The organism is Burkholderia sp. AU33423 (assembly GCF_002223135.1).
In the GTDB taxonomy this organism is placed as follows: domain Bacteria; phylum Pseudomonadota; class Gammaproteobacteria; order Burkholderiales; family Burkholderiaceae; genus Burkholderia; species Burkholderia lata_D.
The window spans coordinates 579,985-594,175 of the sequence record NZ_NKFH01000004.1; the positions used below are offsets into that span (position 1 = coordinate 579,985).

A 14,191-nucleotide genomic window follows, 5' to 3' on the forward strand; every position below is an offset into this window, starting at 1 on the left:
CGGTGCTGGTTTACAATCGATCGATTGATCGGCCTCGTACTCACGGTATATCCATGGCTTACAAAACTATCGAAGACACGATCGGCAATACGCCGCTCGTCCAACTGGTCCGCTTGCCGGACGATGAAATTCGCGCGCGCAACAACGTGGTGCTCGCGAAGCTCGAAGGCAACAATCCGGCTGGTTCCGTGAAGGATCGTCCGGCACTGTCGATGATCAGCAAGGCCGAGGCGCGCGGGCGCATCAAGCCGGGCGATACGCTGATCGAGGCGACGAGCGGCAACACGGGTATCGCACTTGCGATGGCAGCGGCGATCCGCGGCTACAAGATGGTGCTGATCATGCCGGAGGACCTGTCGGTCGAGCGCCGCCAGAGCATGGCCGCCTATGGCGCTGAAATCATCCTGACGCCGGTGAAGGGCGGGATGGAGCTGGCACGTGATCTCGCGGACCAGATGCAGCGCGAAGGCAAGGGCGTGATCCTCGATCAGTTCGCGAACCCCGACAATCCGATTGCGCACTACGAAGCGACGGGCCCGGAAATCTGGCGCGATACCGAAGGGCGCATCACGCACTTCGTGTCGGCCATGGGCACGACGGGCACGATCATGGGCACGTCGCAGTATCTGAAGGAACAGAATCCGGCGATCGAGATCGTCGGTGCACAGCCGGAAGACGGTTCGCGCATTCCGGGCATCCGCAAGTGGCCGGAAGCGTACATGCCGACCATCTTCGATCGCAGCCGCGTCGACCGCGTCGAGAGCGTGAGCCAAGCCGCGGCGGAAACGATGGCGCGCCGGCTCGCGTCGGTCGAAGGCATCTTCGCCGGCATTTCGTCGGGCGGCGCATGTGAAGTCGCGATGCGCATCGCACGTCAGGTCGAGAATGCGACGATCGTGTTCATCATCTGCGATCGCGGCGACCGCTACCTGTCCACGGGCGTGTTTCCTGCCTGAACGCAGGCAGGTGCGCGCAGTGCGCGTGCGATAAAAAAAGCGCCGCTAGTGCGGCGCTTTTTCTTTGAGCGGCTGGTGCTTATTGCGACTCGGTGTCGACGCTGGCCGGCGGAAGTGCGCCGCTCGCTTCCATCTGCGCCTTCACCGCCTCGCCAAGCTGGTACACGGTGAGCGCGTAGAAGAAGCTGCGGTTGTAGCGCGTCAGCACATAGAAATTCTTGAGACCGAGCATGTACTCGGTCGCACGCCCCGGCGACGGCAGGTCGACCACCGTCACGGGGGTACCGCCTTCGGTCGTGATGTTGACGGTCGGCTCGTTCAGCGTCATGCCCGCGCGCAGCAGTTGCGACAACGCCCAGTGCGGTTCGGGCTGGCCGTCGGCGGCGGCCTGGGCGATCCCCAGGCTGCCCGTGTCGGGCGTGATCTGCCAGACCACCGGGCGGTCGGTTTCCCAGCCATGCTGCTTCAGGTAGTTCGCGACGCTGCCGATCGCATCGGCAGGACTGCTGCGCAGGTCGACATGGCCCGTGCCGTCGAAGTCGACCGCGTATTCGCGGATGCTGCTCGGCAGGAACTGAGGAATCCCGATCGCGCCCGTATACGAGCCGAGCACGGTGGTCGGGTCGAGCTGGTTGTCGCGCGTCCAGACCAGGAAATCCTCGAGGTTCTTGCGGAACGTCGCCTGGCGGCTGTCGCGATTCGGCGTATCCGGATAGTCGAACGAGAGCGTCGTCAGCGCGTCGAGCACGCGGAAATTGCCCATGTAGCGACCGTAGATCGTCTCGACGCCGATGATGCCGACGATCACCTCGGGCGGCACGCCGAACTGCTCGGACGCGCGCTGCAGCGTTGCCTGGTTCGCCTTCCAGAATTTCACGCCCGCGTTGATGCGGATCGGCTCGATGAAGCGCGAGCGATAGACGCGCCAGTTCTTGACCGTCGGCGACGGGGCCGGCTTCACGAGCTTGACGGCCGTCGCCGAATAGCTGACGCGCGAGAACAGCGCATGCAGGCTCGCGGAGTCGAAGCCGTTGCGGCTTACCATCTCGTCGATGAACGCATCGACCTTCGCGTTGTTCGCGTAACGCTGCGGAACAATTTCCTCTTCGAAGGTCTGGCCTGGCGGCGTCGGCTGCTGCGGCTGGGCCTGTGCGACGAGCTTGCCCGCGGACTTCGCGGGTTGCGTCTGCGCGCCGGCAGGCGCGGTGCCGAGGGCCGCGACTACAGCGGCCGCAACGAGCGGCACGCGAACACGGAACAGCGCGGAGAGAAGGGCGGCAGGCTTGCTGGAATTCATGTCGAAGCGGGCGGACAAGGCGATTGGGTTCGGCGCAGTATACCCGACGGATCCGGCGCGCCGGGGCGTGGCAGGCCCCCGTTGTGGTAAGTTAGCGGCGAATTCGCGGCAGACGATGGACATCATTGATGGAGACCTGCGGCGCATCGTGCGCTGCGGATGACAGCTTATGGCAACCGCTTTCTATACGCACCCCGACTGCATGCTGCACGAGATGGGGGAGTGGCATCCGGAATGCCCGGCCCGCCTGTCCGCGATCCAGGATCAGATGATCGCGAGCCGCATCGACGACCTGATCGTGCACGAAACCGCGCCGTTCGCGAGCGAGGTGGCGCTGGGCCGGGTGCATACGCAGGCGCACATCGACTACATCCGGAGCATGACGCCGGTCGACGGCCACGTGGAGATCGATCCCGATACGCTGATGAACCGCGATACGTGGCGCGCGGCGCTGCGCGCGGCCGGAGCCGCGATCGCGGCGACCGATGCGGTGATCGAAGGCCGCTATGCGAATGCGTTCTGCGGCGTGCGACCGCCCGGCCACCATGCGGAGCCCGCGCGCGCGATGGGCTTCTGCTTCTTCAACAACGTCGCGATCGCCGCGCGGCATGCGCTCGACGTACACGGTCTGGAGCGTGTCGCGATCATCGATTTCGACGTGCATCACGGCAACGGTACGGAGGCCGCATTCGCGAATGACGAGCGCGTGCTGATGTGCAGCTTCTTCCAGCATCCGCTGTACCCGTTCTCGGGCGTCGATCACCAAGCGCCGAACATGGTCAACCTGCCGATGCCCGCGCGCAGCAACGGGATGGCGATCCGCGAGGCGGTCGACATGTTCTGGCTGCCGCGCCTCGATGCGTTCAAGCCGCAGATGCTGTTCGTGTCGGCGGGGTTCGATGCGCATCGCGAGGACGATATCGGCAACCTCGGCCTCGTCGAGGCCGATTTCGAATGGCTGACCGCGCAGATCGTCGACGTGGCGCGCCGGCATGCGCAGGGCCGCATCGTGAGCTGCCTCGAAGGCGGCTACAACCTGTCCGCACTCGGGCGCAGCGTCGTCGCGCACCTGCGCGTGCTGGCCGGTATCTGACGATCGATTGACCGGCCGTGCCGGGCGCTCAGCACGCCGGCACGCGTGCGTGAATCCACGCGATCAGCGCGTCGATCACGCGATCGCGTTCGAGATCGTTCATCGTTTCGTGAAAGCCGCCTTCGTATAGCGTCAGCGTGTGATCGGTCGAGCCGACGCGCGCGCCGAACGCCCGGCTGCCGTCGGGCTCGGTCAGCTTGTCCTCGGTGCCGTGATAGACGAGCACCGGAACGCGGAGCCCACCGCGGCCGCTTTCGATGCGCGCCATCGCGTCGAGAATCTCCGCGCCGGTGCGTGCGGGCACCGCGCCGTGATGCACGAGCGGATCGGCACGATTGGCCGCAACGATGGCCGGATCGCGCGACAGCAGCGCCGCATCGATCCTGATGGCAGGGAAGGTCGGCCATACGCGGCTGATGACGCGGCTCACCGCGAGCATCCAGCGCGGCACGTCGCGCCCCGGCGCGAGCGCCGGGCTCGACAACACGAGGCCCGTCAGCGCGTGGCCGCGCGTCGGCGCGCGTTCGATCGCGTACAGCGCCGCGACCGCGCCACCCATGCTGTGCCCCATCAGGAACAGCGGCGAATTGCCGCGCGCGGCTTCGGCGACAAGCGCATCCGCATCGTTCAGGTAGCCGTCGAAGCGTTCGACCCAGGCGCGCTTGCCGGGTGACTGGCCGTGTCCGCGCAGGTCGATCGCGAGCACGTCGATGCCGGCCGCATTCAGCCGGCCGGCGAGCGCGGCATAGCGGCCCGCGTGTTCGGCAAGACCGTGCACGAGCGCGATCGTCGCGCGCGGCGGCGCGGTGCCTTCGCCGGCGGGCCACCGGTACGACGCCAGTTCGATCCCGTCCGCGGTACGCAGCCGGCCCATGGTCGGCGCGCGCGGCGACGAAGGCGCCGGTCCGGCGGTGGCGGGTGCGGCGGCCGGCGTAGTGGTGGCGGTCATCTGGCGTGTCCCCTGTCGGTTGGCATGTGTGTTCCGGATCATAGTCGCGGCACCGTCGCGGCGCGCCAGCGGTGCTCCTCTAATTTCGTGCGGTTATGAAAAGATCGAAATCGATTATTAAGGGGAATGAGGGGTTTGCGGTAAAATCGACGGTTATTCCAGATGCATCGGCGGCCGACTGGCGGGCCAACTCGCCAGCCGGGCCGCCGTTTTGTTTACATGATCGAATTACGCAATCTTTCGCAGCGATTTCCCGGGCCGGGTGGCTGGGTCGAGGCGCTGCGCAACATCAACCTGACGATCCCGCAGGGTGAGGTGTTCGGCATCATCGGCCGAAGCGGCGCCGGCAAGAGCACGCTCGTGCGCACCATCAACCTGCTCACGCGGCCGACCGAAGGCAATGTCGTCGTCGGCGGGCGCGATCTCACGCTGCTGCCGGCTGGCGCGCTGCGCGAGGCGCGCCGCGAGATCGGCATGATCTTCCAGCACTTCAACCTGCTGTCGTCGCGCACGGTGTTCGACAACGTCGCGCTGCCGCTCGAACTGGCCGGCGCAAGCCGCGCCGAGATCGAGGCCGCCGTGCTGCCGCTGCTCGACCTCGTCGGGCTGTCCGCGCAGAAGGATCGCTATCCGTCGCAGATCAGCGGCGGGCAGAAGCAGCGCGTCGGCATCGCCCGCGCGCTCGCGAGCCAGCCAAAGGTGTTGCTGTCGGACGAAGCGACGTCCGCGCTCGATCCCGAGACCACGCGTTCGATCCTCGACCTGCTGAAGCGCATCAACCGCGAACTCGGGCTGACGATCGTGCTGATCACGCACCAGATGGAAGTGATCAAGCAGGTGTGCGATCGCGTCGCGGTGCTCGATGCGGGGCGCGTGGTCGAGGAAGGCCGCGTGATCGACGTGTTCCTGCAGCCGCATCACGAAGTGACGCGCGCGCTGATCGGCGACGTGATCGCGCAGGAATTGCCGCCCGCGCTGAAGGTGCGCGTGGCCGAGCGGCTGAAGACGGGTAGCGGGCATTTGCTGCGGCTTGCGTTCACGGGCTCGGGTGTCGACCAGCCGATCCTGTCCGAGACGATCCGCCGGTACGAACTCGATTTCAACATCCTGCACGGCCAGATCGACGAGATCCAGGGGCAGGCATTCGGTTCGCTCGCGGTGCTCGCGGGCGGCGAGCCGGGCAAGGTCGGGCAGGCGCTCGCGTTCCTGCGCGAGCAAGGTGTGGTGGTAGAGGAGCTTTCGTATGTTGAGTGAGATGTTCGATATGTTCGTGCAGTCGTTCTGGGAGACGCTGATCATGGTCGGCATCTCCGGAGTGGTCGGCGCGCTCGTCGGCCTGCCGCTCGGCGTGCTGCTCTACCTGACCGACCGCCAGGGCGTGCTGCAGAACCTCGCGGTGAACCGCGTGCTCGGCGGCGTCGTGAATGCCGTCCGCTCGACACCGTTCATCATCCTGCTGGTCGCGGTGATTCCGTTTACGCGGCTCGTCACGGGGTCGTCGATCGGCACGGCCGCGGCGGTCGTGCCGCTGACGCTCGCGGCCGCGCCGTTCATCGCGCGTCTCGTCGAGACGGCGTTGCGCGAAGTCGACCGCGGGCTGATCGAGGCCGCGCAATCGATGGGCGCGACCACGTCGCAGATCGTCTTCAAGGTGCTGCTGCCCGAATCGCTGCCGGGCGTCGTCGCGGGCCTGACCATCACGTTCGTGTCGCTGGTCGGCTATTCGGCGATGGCGGGCGCGATCGGCGGTGGCGGCCTCGGCGATCTCGGGATCCGCTACGGCTACCAGCGCTATTTGCCCGAAGTGATGTGGACGGTGGTCGCGATCCTGATCGTGTTCGTGCAGATCGTGCAGTCGTTCGGCGACTGGCTCGTTCGCCGGCTGAGCCACAAGTAAAACAAGATTGATCCGTCAGGGGACACTCGATGCAACGACGCTTCATGCTGAAATTCGCGGCGGCACTGGGCGCGGCCGCGCTGTTCGCGGGCGCGCACGCGCAGGCCGAAACCATCAAGGTGGGCGTGACGGGCGGGCCGCACGCGCAGATCATGGAAGCGGTGAAGAAGGTCGCGGCGAAGAGCGGCCTCGACATCCGCATCGTCGAATTCTCCGATTACGTGCAGCCGAACGCCGCGCTTGCGTCTGGCGACCTCGACGCGAACAGCTACCAGCACGATCCCTATCTGCAGGCGCAGGTGAAGGATCGCGGCTACAAGCTGGTCAAGGTCGCGGATACCGTCACGTTCCCGATGGGCATCTATTCGAAGCGCGTGAAGTCGCTGGCCGAGCTGAAGCCGGGCGCGCGCATTGCGGTCCCGAACGACCCGACCAACGGCGGCCGCGCGCTGCTGTTGCTGCAAAAGCAGGGCCTGCTGAAGCTGCGCGCGGACGCGGGGCTGAAGGCGACGCCGCTCGATATCGTCGACAATCCGCGCAAGCTGAAGATCGTCGAACTCGATGCGGCGCAGATTCCGCGCTCACTCGGTGACGTCGACGCGGCCGCGATCAATACCAACTACGCGATGGAAGCGGGGTTGAAACCGAAACAGGACGCGATCGCGATCGAGGGTCCGAACGGCCCGTACGCGAACATCCTCGCGATCCGCGAGGCGGACCGGAGCAAGCCGTGGGTCGCGAAGCTGGTCGCGGCCTACCATTCGGCCGAGGTGAAGCAGTTCATCGAAGGCAAGTTCGGCGGCGCGGTCATTGCCGCCTGGTAACAGGCGAAGCACGGGGCGCCCGGCGTGATTAGAGTCGATGATCGAAAACCCGGGCTTTGCGTCCGGGTTTTTTCTCTTTTAAAATAGAACGACCGTTCGCTATCATTGGCGCGTCGCCAAGAAGCGGTATCCTCGACAACCACGAAGGTTGGGTCCGCTTGGCCGCGCAGTCATGAGGCCTCGCTATAGAATGGCCTCTGGTCGTATTCGTAACTTTGGAGCGTGTGCATGAAAATCCTGGTGCCAGTGAAAAGAGTGGTCGATTACAACGTGAAGGTCCGCGTGAAGTCGGACAACACGGGTGTCGACATCGCGAACGTGAAGATGTCGATGAACCCGTTCGACGAAATCGCGGTTGAAGAAGCCGTGCGCCTGAAGGAAGCGGGCGTGGCGACCGAAGTGATCGCCGTGTCGGTTGGTGTCGCGCAAGCGCAGGAAACGCTGCGTACGGCGCTGGCGATCGGCGCGGATCGCGCGATCCTCGTCGAGTCGAACGATGGCGTCGAGCCGCTGGGCGTCGCGAAGATCCTGAAGGCGCTGGTCGACAAGGAACAGCCGCAACTGGTGATCCTCGGCAAGCAGGCGATCGACGACGATTCGAACCAGACGGGCCAGATGCTGGCTGCGCTGGCAGGCCTGCCGCAAGCGACGTTCGCATCGAAGGTCACGGTGGCCGACGGCAAGGCAACGGTCGCCCGCGAAGTCGACGGCGGCGCGGAAACGCTGTCGCTGTCGCTGCCGGCCGTGATCACGACCGACCTGCGCCTGAACGAGCCGCGTTACGTGACGCTGCCGAACATCATGAAGGCGAAGAAGAAGCCGCTGGAAACGGTGAAGCCGGAAGACCTGGGTGTCGACGTCGCGCCGCGTCTGAAGACGCTGAAGGTGGTCGAGCCGCCGAAGCGCGCAGCTGGCGTGAAGGTGCCGGACGTGAAGACGCTGGTCGAGAAGCTGAAGACCGAAGCCAAGGTGCTGTAAGAGGGAGCGGAAAGAAATGACGATTCTGGTGATTGCAGAACACGACAACGCGTCGATCAAGGCCGCGACGCTGAACACGGTGGCGGCGGCAGCGAAAATCGGCGGCGACATTCACGTGCTGGTCGCGGGCCACAATGCGCAAGCGGCCGCGGACGCGGCAGCGAAGATCGCGGGTGTGTCGAAGGTCCTCCTGGCCGACGCGCCGCAACTCGAAGCGGGCCTCGCGGAAAACGTCGAAGCGACCGCGCTGAACATCGCGAAGGATTACTCGCATATCCTCGCGCCGGCTACCGCCTACGGCAAGAACATCGCGCCGCGTATCGCCGCGAAGCTGGACGTCGCGCAGATCTCCGACATCACGGCGGTCGATTCGGCCGACACGTTCGAACGCCCGATCTACGCGGGCAACGCGATCGCGACGGTGCAGTCGAGCGATCCGATCAAGGTCATCACGGTGCGTGCAACGGGTTTCGATCCGGTGGCAGCGGAAGGCGGCAGCGCGTCGGTCGAGAAGATCGAAGCGGCGGCGGACGCCGGCAAGTCGCAGTTCGTGAGCCGTGAAGTGACGAAGCTGGACCGTCCGGAACTGACGAGCGCAAGCATCATCGTGTCGGGCGGCCGTGGCCTCGGCAGCGGCGAGAACTACACGAAGGTGCTGGAGCCGCTGGCGGACAAGCTGAGCGCGGCACTGGGCGCATCGCGCGCGGCAGTCGACGCAGGTTACGTGCCGAACGACTACCAGGTCGGCCAGACCGGCAAGATCGTTGCACCGCAGCTGTACATCGCGGTCGGCATCTCGGGTGCAATTCAGCATCTGGCAGGCATGAAGGATTCGAAGGTGATCGTTGCGATCAACAAGGATCCGGAAGCGCCGATCTTCAGCGTGGCCGATTACGGCCTCGTCGGCGATCTGTTCGCGCTCGTGCCGGAACTCGTGACCGAACTCGGCTAAAGCCGTGTGACGCTTCGGCGTTAAGCACACGAGAAGAGGGGCGCGATGAGCGCCCCTTTTTTTCGCCATCGACAGAAGAGAGAGGAGACGCGCCATGAGCTATCACGCCCCCGTCAAGGACATGCTGTTGTCGGCACGAAGGGCAACGAGGGCCTGCTCGCGTTGACGGAAGCCCAGTTCTGACCGGCTGACCGTTCGATGAAATGAAAAAGGCGCCCCGAGGGGCGCCTTTCTTTTCGATGCCAGCCGGGCCCGCTTGGCTGCGGGCGGCGCGGCTTATGCGTATGCCGGGCGCGTCTGGCCAGCCACGTCCTTCAGGTAACGATGCACCGACAGGTCGTCGGCCTGGATCGCCGGCATCTTGCCCGAGATCAGGTCCGCGAGCAGCTGGCCCGAGCCGCACGACATCGTCCAGCCGAGCGTGCCGTGGCCGGTGTTCAGGAACAGGTTCGACACCGGCGTGCGGCCGACGATCGGCGTGCCGTCCGGCGTCATCGGGCGCAGGCCCGTCCAGAACGTTGCCTTCGACGTGTCGCCGCCGCCCGGGAACAGGTCGTTCACGCACATTTCAAGCGTTTCGCGGCGCGCGGCGCGCAGCTTCTTGTCGAAGCCGACGATTTCCGCCATGCCGCCGACGCGGATGCGCTGGTCGAAACGCGTGATCGCGATCTTGTAGGTCTCGTCGAGCACGGTCGACACGGGCGCGGCCGCTTCGTTGACGATCGGCGCGGTGATCGAATAGCCCTTCAGCGGATAGACGGGGATCTTCATCAGGTTCGAGATGAAGCGGGTCGAGTACGAGCCGAGCGCGACGACGTACGCGTCCGCGCGCACCGTCTCGCTGCCGCACTGCACGCCGGCGATCTTGCCGCCCGCGATCGCGAGCGCATCGATCGGCGTGTTGTAGCGGAACTTCACGCCAAGCGATTCGGCGAGCGCGGCAAGGCGCGTCGTGAACAGCTGGCAGTCGCCCGTTTCGTCACCCGGCAGGCGCAGGCCGCCCGTCAGCTTGTGCGAGACGGCGGCAAGCGCCGGTTCGGCTTTCTTCAGGTCGGCAGGGGAAAGCAGTTCGAACGGCACGTTCGCTTCCTGCAGGACGGCGATGTCCTTCGCCGCACCGTCGAGTTGCTGCTGCGTGCGGAACAGTTGCAGCGTGCCGCCCGTGCGGCCTTCGTACTGGATGCCGGTATCGGCGCGCAATGCCTGCAGGCAGTCGCGGCTGTATTCGGCGAGGCGAACCATGCGGCCCTTGTTGACCGCGTAGCGCTCGGCCGTGCAGTTGCGCAGCATCTGATACATCCACTGGAGCTGGAAGCGCGTGCCGTCGAGGCGGATCGCGAGCGGCGCGTGCTTTTCGAACATCCACTTGACGGCCTTCAGCGGCACGCCGGGTGCGGCCCACGGCGCGGCATAGCCGGGGGAGATCTGGCCTGCGTTCGCGAAGCTCGTCTCGAGCGCCGGGCCGGCTTCCCGGTCGATCACCGTGACTTCATGGCCGGCGCGCGCGAGGTAATACGCGCTTGCCACGCCCACCACACCGCTGCCCAGAATGACGACTCGCATAGCTGCTCCAGATGGAAGGGACCAGATCGAGGCCGGGCGCACCTGCGTCTCCGTGTAACCTCTAGCTGATCTAGTTTTTTGCGCTATGGTATTGTCGAATGTGTAGGTTTTGTTATCGTATTTTTCAGGTTTTCAGCATAAACAAATGAGAACGCAACGTCAGCCCGTACGCTCGCTCGACAAGCTCGACCGACGCATCCTGAAACTGCTCCAGGACGACGGCCGGATGGCGATGAAAGACCTTGCGGAACAGGTTGGACTGACCGTGACACCGTGTATCGAGCGCGTGCGGCGCATGGAGCGGGATGGCGTGATCACCGGTTATCACGCACGGGTCGACCCGCACCAGCTGGATGCCGCGCTGCTGGTGTTCGTCGAGATCACGCTTGGCCACAAGGGCGGCAACATGTTCGAGCAATTCCGCCGCGAAGTGATGAAGATCGACGAGGTGCTCGAGTGTCATCTCGTGTCCGGTGATTTCGACTACCTGATCAAGGCGCGAATTGGCGAGATGGCCGACTACCGGAAGCTGCTCGGCGACATCCTGCTGCAGCTGCCCGGCGCCGTGCAGTCGAAGAGCTATGTCGTGATGGAAGAAATCAAGGAGACGCTGACGATCGCGGTGGGCGACTGACGCGCCCGCGGCGGGCCGTCGGGCCCTTTATCCCGCCCTTGGCATGCTGCACCCAATACTGTATAAATATACAGTATTGGGTGCAGGCGAATGGGTGGGCACATGGACGATCGATCCGACAACGAATTTCCGATAGCGCCGCCCGTGCCCCGCAAGGGGCGCGGTGCGGTCGACAACCTGCAGGGGCGATATGAGATCGCGCAGCGCGAAGCGGTCGACGACGGCTGGGCACACGAGTCGGACGATACCGATTTCCCCGCGCCGCTGCGCACGCAGGTCTTCGAGGAGCGTGCGAAGAGCATCCTGACGCACAACCAGTCGCCCGACATTCCATTCAGCGTATCGCTCAATCCGTATCGCGGCTGTGAGCACGGTTGCATCTATTGCTTCGCGCGGCCGACGCACAGTTATCTCGGCCTGTCGCCGGGGCTCGATTTCGAAAGCCGCATCTATGCGAAGGTCAATGCGGCCGAACTGCTCGAGCGCGAGATTTCACGCAAGCGCTACGTGCCGGAGCCGATCGCGCTCGGCGTCAACACCGATGCCTACCAGCCGGTCGAGCGCGACCTGCGCATCACGCGCAGCGTGATCCAGGTAATGCACGATCGCGGGTTGCCGTTCGCCGCGATCACGAAGTCGTCGCTGATCGAGCGCGATCTCGACCTGCTCGCGCCGATGGCCGAACGGGGGCAGGTGATGGCGGCGGTCACGATCACGACGCTCGATGCCGATCTCGCGCGCACGCTCGAGCCGCGCGCGGCAACGCCGGCGCGCCGGTTGCGTACGATTCGGGCGCTGAGCGAGGCGGGCGTGCCGGTCGGCGTGAGCATTGCCCCAATGATTCCGTTCGTCACCGAGCCTGACTTGGAGCGCGTGCTCGAGGCATGCGCGGAAGCCGGCGCGACGCATGCGAGCTACATCATCCTGAGGCTGCCGTGGGAAGTCGCGCCGCTGTTCAAGAACTGGCTTACCGCGCATTTTCCCGATCGCGCGGAGCGCGTGATGAACCGCGTGCGCGACATGCGCGGCGGGAAGGATTACGACTCGGATTTCTCGAAACGGATGAAGGGCGAGGGGATCTGGGCCGACCTGCTGCGGCAGCGTTTCCGCCAGGCCGTCAAGCGGCTCGGGTTGAACGAGCGCACGAACGGGATTCTCGATCTGTCGCAGTTTCGCGGTGCACCGGCCACCGCGGCGCCGCGCGTTGCCGTTCGTTCAGCCGCGACGCGGTCGACGCAGTCGCGTGACGACACGCAATTGAACCTGTTCTGACCGGCGTGCCAAACCGGCGCAAAGCGCCGGTGCGTAGCGGCCGTTACGCTTACTGCGAAATCTGCTTGGCTGCTTCGACCTGTGACTCGAAGTACGTCTGGAACGACAGCGCGAGTGCGGTCATCAGCAGGAATGCACCGATCAGCAGCGAGAAGATCACCACGAAGATCACGGTCCAGCCCGACTTGCTGTGCTTACCCGTCTCTGCGTTGAATTGCGCGTCCCATTTTTCGTCGGGGCGCAGCCCGTAGACGAGCGCGGCGAGAAACGCTGCCAGCAGCGAGATCGCGCCGGGAACGGCAAGCCACCAGCCGAGGCCCGCGCTGCGCTGGGTGGCGGCGAGCAGGAGGAAGCCCGGGATGCCGACGATCGTCGCGAGCAGGTGCGCCCAGCCGAACACGTCGCGGAAGCCATACAGATAGAAGCGGTGCGCGCCGAGCGATCCGAACAGGAACGCGAGGGCGGTGGTGAGCGTCTTGGAGCGAAAGCGGCGGGACGGTGCGGTGCTGCTGGACATGGATGGCGGCGTATTGTCGTTGGCATGGGCGGCCGGCGGGCCGGCGCGGGCACGCGGCCCGGCACGCATTCTACGATGCCCGGTCGGGCCCGGTCACCCCTGTCCTGCGTCAAGGTGCCGCATAGGTCACGCGGTAGATCGCGCCCGCGTAGTCGTCGCTGACGAGCAGCGAGCCGTCCGGCAGCGGCAATACGTCGGCGGGGCGTCCCCATACCGTGCCGTCGGGCCGCAGCCAGCCCGTGACGAACGGGGTTTGGCGCGCTTGGCTGCCATCCGCCGAGACGACGACGCGCATCACGCGGTAGCCGACTTTCGTGCTGCGATTCCATGAGCCGTGTTCGGCGATGAAGACGTTATTGCGATACGACGCCGGAAACATCGACCCTGTATAGAAGCGCATGCCGAGTGCTGCGACGTGTGCACCGAGTTTCAATACGGGCGGCACATAGCGGCGGCATACGTCGGCGCTGCCGAATTCGGGGTCGGGCGTGTCGCCGCCATGGCAGTACGGGAAGCCGAAGTCGAGGCCGGCGCGCGGTGCGCGGTTCAGCTTGTCGTCGGGCACGTCGTCGCCCATCATGTCGCGCCCGTTGTCGGTAAACCAAAGCTCGCCCGAATCGGGGTGCCACGCGAAGCCGACCGTATTGCGTACGCCGCGGGCAACAACCTCATTCCCGCTGCCGTCCGCCTTCATGCGTGCGATGATCGCGTAGCGGCTGCGATCGGCGAGACAGACGTTGCACGGTGCGCCAGTCGGTACATACAGCTTGCCGTCGGGACCGAACGCGATGAATTTCCAGCCATGATGGTGTTCGGTCGGCAGCGCGTCGGTGACGACGGCAGGTGCGGGCGGCGTGGCCAGCCGGTCGTCGATGCGATCGAGACGCAGGATGCGCGAGACGGCGGATATATAGAGTGCGCCGCCGCGGTAGGCGACGCCGACCGGCATGTCGAGCCCGGACGCTACAACATAGCGCGCGCTGATCCGGCCCTCGTGCATGACGAACGCGTGAACGCGGCCTTCCCGGGTGCCGACATACAGGATGCCGCGCGGCGACCACGCCATTTCGCGCGCGGTCGGTACCGCGTCGGCCAGCACTTCGACGTGGAAGCCGGGCGGCACGACGAGTTCGCCCACCGGCAACGGCGCGGCAAACGCCAGTGAGGACGCGAGGCAGGCAAGGCCGGCAAGCAGCGCCGCGAAACGGTGCTGCGCGCGGCGCATCGAGGCGGCGCGAAGGGGCGGCATGACGGTGTGG

Annotated in this window: 14 protein-coding genes; 9 read left to right on the forward strand and 5 right to left on the reverse strand. The window is 65.5% G+C overall.

Annotation, left to right across the window (positions count from 1 at the left end):
* Positions 1-53: 53 nt before the first annotated feature.
* Positions 54-956: a cysteine synthase CysM gene (gene cysM / locus CFB50_RS05390; RefSeq protein WP_069247438.1), complete on the forward strand. Its 903-nt coding sequence runs from the start codon at positions 54-56 to the stop codon at positions 954-956.
* Between the two features lie 79 nt (positions 957-1,035).
* Here the strand turns inward: cysM and mltB are convergent, their stop codons facing one another.
* Positions 1,036-2,379, reverse strand: a complete 1,344-nt coding sequence (mltB, locus tag CFB50_RS05395) for a lytic murein transglycosylase B (RefSeq protein WP_089445171.1) — start codon at positions 2,377-2,379, stop codon at positions 1,036-1,038.
* Positions 2,380-2,422: 43 nt separating this feature from the next.
* Here mltB and CFB50_RS05400 point away from each other — a divergent pair, with 43 nt between their 5' ends.
* On the forward strand, positions 2,423-3,346 hold the full coding sequence (locus CFB50_RS05400; RefSeq protein ID WP_089445172.1) for a histone deacetylase family protein: 924 nt from the start codon (positions 2,423-2,425) through the stop codon (positions 3,344-3,346).
* 28 nt (positions 3,347-3,374) lie between these two features.
* Here CFB50_RS05400 and CFB50_RS05405 read toward each other — a convergent pair whose 3' ends face one another.
* Positions 3,375-4,295: an alpha/beta hydrolase gene (locus CFB50_RS05405; protein WP_089445173.1), complete on the reverse strand. Its 921-nt coding sequence runs from the start codon at positions 4,293-4,295 to the stop codon at positions 3,375-3,377.
* A 219-nt stretch (positions 4,296-4,514) separates the two neighbouring features.
* Here CFB50_RS05405 and CFB50_RS05410 point away from each other — a divergent pair, with 219 nt between their 5' ends.
* The 5 genes from CFB50_RS05410 to CFB50_RS05430 all read left to right on the forward strand — a co-directional run bounded on the left by CFB50_RS05410 (position 4,515) and on the right by CFB50_RS05430 (position 8,946).
* Positions 4,515-5,549: a methionine ABC transporter ATP-binding protein gene (locus CFB50_RS05410; protein ID WP_046545198.1), complete on the forward strand. Its 1,035-nt coding sequence runs from the start codon at positions 4,515-4,517 to the stop codon at positions 5,547-5,549.
* The gene (locus CFB50_RS05415; RefSeq protein WP_069249240.1) at positions 5,539-6,192 is read left to right on the forward strand and encodes a methionine ABC transporter permease; all 654 of its coding nucleotides are present in this window, start codon (positions 5,539-5,541) and stop codon (positions 6,190-6,192) included. The genes CFB50_RS05410 and CFB50_RS05415 overlap by 11 nt, the downstream gene beginning before the upstream one ends.
* A gap of 29 nt (positions 6,193-6,221) precedes the next feature.
* The gene (locus CFB50_RS05420) at positions 6,222-7,016 is read left to right on the forward strand and encodes a MetQ/NlpA family ABC transporter substrate-binding protein (protein WP_089445174.1); all 795 of its coding nucleotides are present in this window, start codon (positions 6,222-6,224) and stop codon (positions 7,014-7,016) included.
* Positions 7,017-7,244: 228 nt separating this feature from the next.
* On the forward strand, positions 7,245-7,994 hold the full coding sequence (locus tag CFB50_RS05425) for an electron transfer flavoprotein subunit beta/FixA family protein (protein WP_011351349.1): 750 nt from the start codon (positions 7,245-7,247) through the stop codon (positions 7,992-7,994).
* 16 nt (positions 7,995-8,010) lie between these two features.
* Positions 8,011-8,946, forward strand: a complete 936-nt coding sequence (locus CFB50_RS05430) for an electron transfer flavoprotein subunit alpha/FixB family protein (RefSeq protein ID WP_089445175.1) — start codon at positions 8,011-8,013, stop codon at positions 8,944-8,946.
* A 276-nt stretch (positions 8,947-9,222) separates the two neighbouring features.
* On the opposite strand, the gene CFB50_RS05435 is transcribed toward CFB50_RS05430, so the two are convergent.
* On the reverse strand, positions 9,223-10,509 hold the full coding sequence (locus CFB50_RS05435; protein ID WP_089445176.1) for a D-amino acid dehydrogenase: 1,287 nt from the start codon (positions 10,507-10,509) through the stop codon (positions 9,223-9,225).
* A 145-nt stretch (positions 10,510-10,654) separates the two neighbouring features.
* On the opposite strand from CFB50_RS05435, the gene CFB50_RS05440 reads away from it, so the two are divergent.
* Together CFB50_RS05440 and CFB50_RS05445 are read left to right on the forward strand one after the other, a co-directional pair.
* A complete protein-coding gene (locus tag CFB50_RS05440) occupies positions 10,655-11,143 on the forward strand; it encodes an Lrp/AsnC ligand binding domain-containing protein (RefSeq protein ID WP_011351353.1) in 489 nt (162 codons plus the stop codon).
* A 90-nt stretch (positions 11,144-11,233) separates the two neighbouring features.
* The gene (locus CFB50_RS05445) at positions 11,234-12,415 is read left to right on the forward strand and encodes a PA0069 family radical SAM protein (RefSeq protein ID WP_089445177.1); all 1,182 of its coding nucleotides are present in this window, start codon (positions 11,234-11,236) and stop codon (positions 12,413-12,415) included.
* Between the two features lie 49 nt (positions 12,416-12,464).
* On the opposite strand, the gene CFB50_RS05450 is transcribed toward CFB50_RS05445, so the two are convergent.
* Both CFB50_RS05450 and CFB50_RS05455 read right to left on the reverse strand, forming a co-directional pair.
* A complete protein-coding gene (locus CFB50_RS05450) occupies positions 12,465-12,932 on the reverse strand; it encodes an NINE protein (RefSeq protein ID WP_089445178.1) in 468 nt (155 codons plus the stop codon).
* A gap of 109 nt (positions 12,933-13,041) precedes the next feature.
* Positions 13,042-14,181, reverse strand: a complete 1,140-nt coding sequence (locus tag CFB50_RS05455; RefSeq protein ID WP_089446036.1) for a PQQ-dependent sugar dehydrogenase — start codon at positions 14,179-14,181, stop codon at positions 13,042-13,044.
* Positions 14,182-14,191: the final 10 nt, after the last annotated feature.

What these genes read in the sequence shown, in the direction of transcription:
- CFB50_RS05440 (WP_011351353.1), top strand. Translation starts at nt 10,655, where the DNA reads ATGAGAACGCAACGTCAGCCCGTACGCTCGCTCGACAAGCTCGACCGA.
- CFB50_RS05450 (WP_089445178.1), bottom strand. Translation starts at nt 12,932, where the DNA reads ATGTCCAGCAGCACCGCACCGTCCCGCCGCTTTCGCTCCAAGACGCTC.
- CFB50_RS05400 (WP_089445172.1), top strand. Translation starts at nt 2,423, where the DNA reads ATGGCAACCGCTTTCTATACGCACCCCGACTGCATGCTGCACGAGATG.
- CFB50_RS05405 (WP_089445173.1), bottom strand. Translation starts at nt 4,295, where the DNA reads ATGACCGCCACCACTACGCCGGCCGCCGCACCCGCCACCGCCGGACCG.
- CFB50_RS05430 (WP_089445175.1), top strand. Translation starts at nt 8,011, where the DNA reads ATGACGATTCTGGTGATTGCAGAACACGACAACGCGTCGATCAAGGCC.
- CFB50_RS05420 (WP_089445174.1), top strand. Translation starts at nt 6,222, where the DNA reads ATGCAACGACGCTTCATGCTGAAATTCGCGGCGGCACTGGGCGCGGCC.
- CFB50_RS05425 (WP_011351349.1), top strand. Translation starts at nt 7,245, where the DNA reads ATGAAAATCCTGGTGCCAGTGAAAAGAGTGGTCGATTACAACGTGAAG.
- mltB (WP_089445171.1), bottom strand. Translation starts at nt 2,379, where the DNA reads ATGATGTCCATCGTCTGCCGCGAATTCGCCGCTAACTTACCACAACGG.
- CFB50_RS05445 (WP_089445177.1), top strand. Translation starts at nt 11,234, where the DNA reads ATGGGTGGGCACATGGACGATCGATCCGACAACGAATTTCCGATAGCG.
- cysM (WP_069247438.1), top strand. Translation starts at nt 54, where the DNA reads ATGGCTTACAAAACTATCGAAGACACGATCGGCAATACGCCGCTCGTC.
- CFB50_RS05455 (WP_089446036.1), bottom strand. Translation starts at nt 14,181, where the DNA reads ATGCCGCCCCTTCGCGCCGCCTCGATGCGCCGCGCGCAGCACCGTTTC.
- CFB50_RS05415 (WP_069249240.1), top strand. Translation starts at nt 5,539, where the DNA reads ATGTTGAGTGAGATGTTCGATATGTTCGTGCAGTCGTTCTGGGAGACG.
- CFB50_RS05410 (WP_046545198.1), top strand. Translation starts at nt 4,515, where the DNA reads ATGATCGAATTACGCAATCTTTCGCAGCGATTTCCCGGGCCGGGTGGC.
- CFB50_RS05435 (WP_089445176.1), bottom strand. Translation starts at nt 10,509, where the DNA reads ATGCGAGTCGTCATTCTGGGCAGCGGTGTGGTGGGCGTGGCAAGCGCG.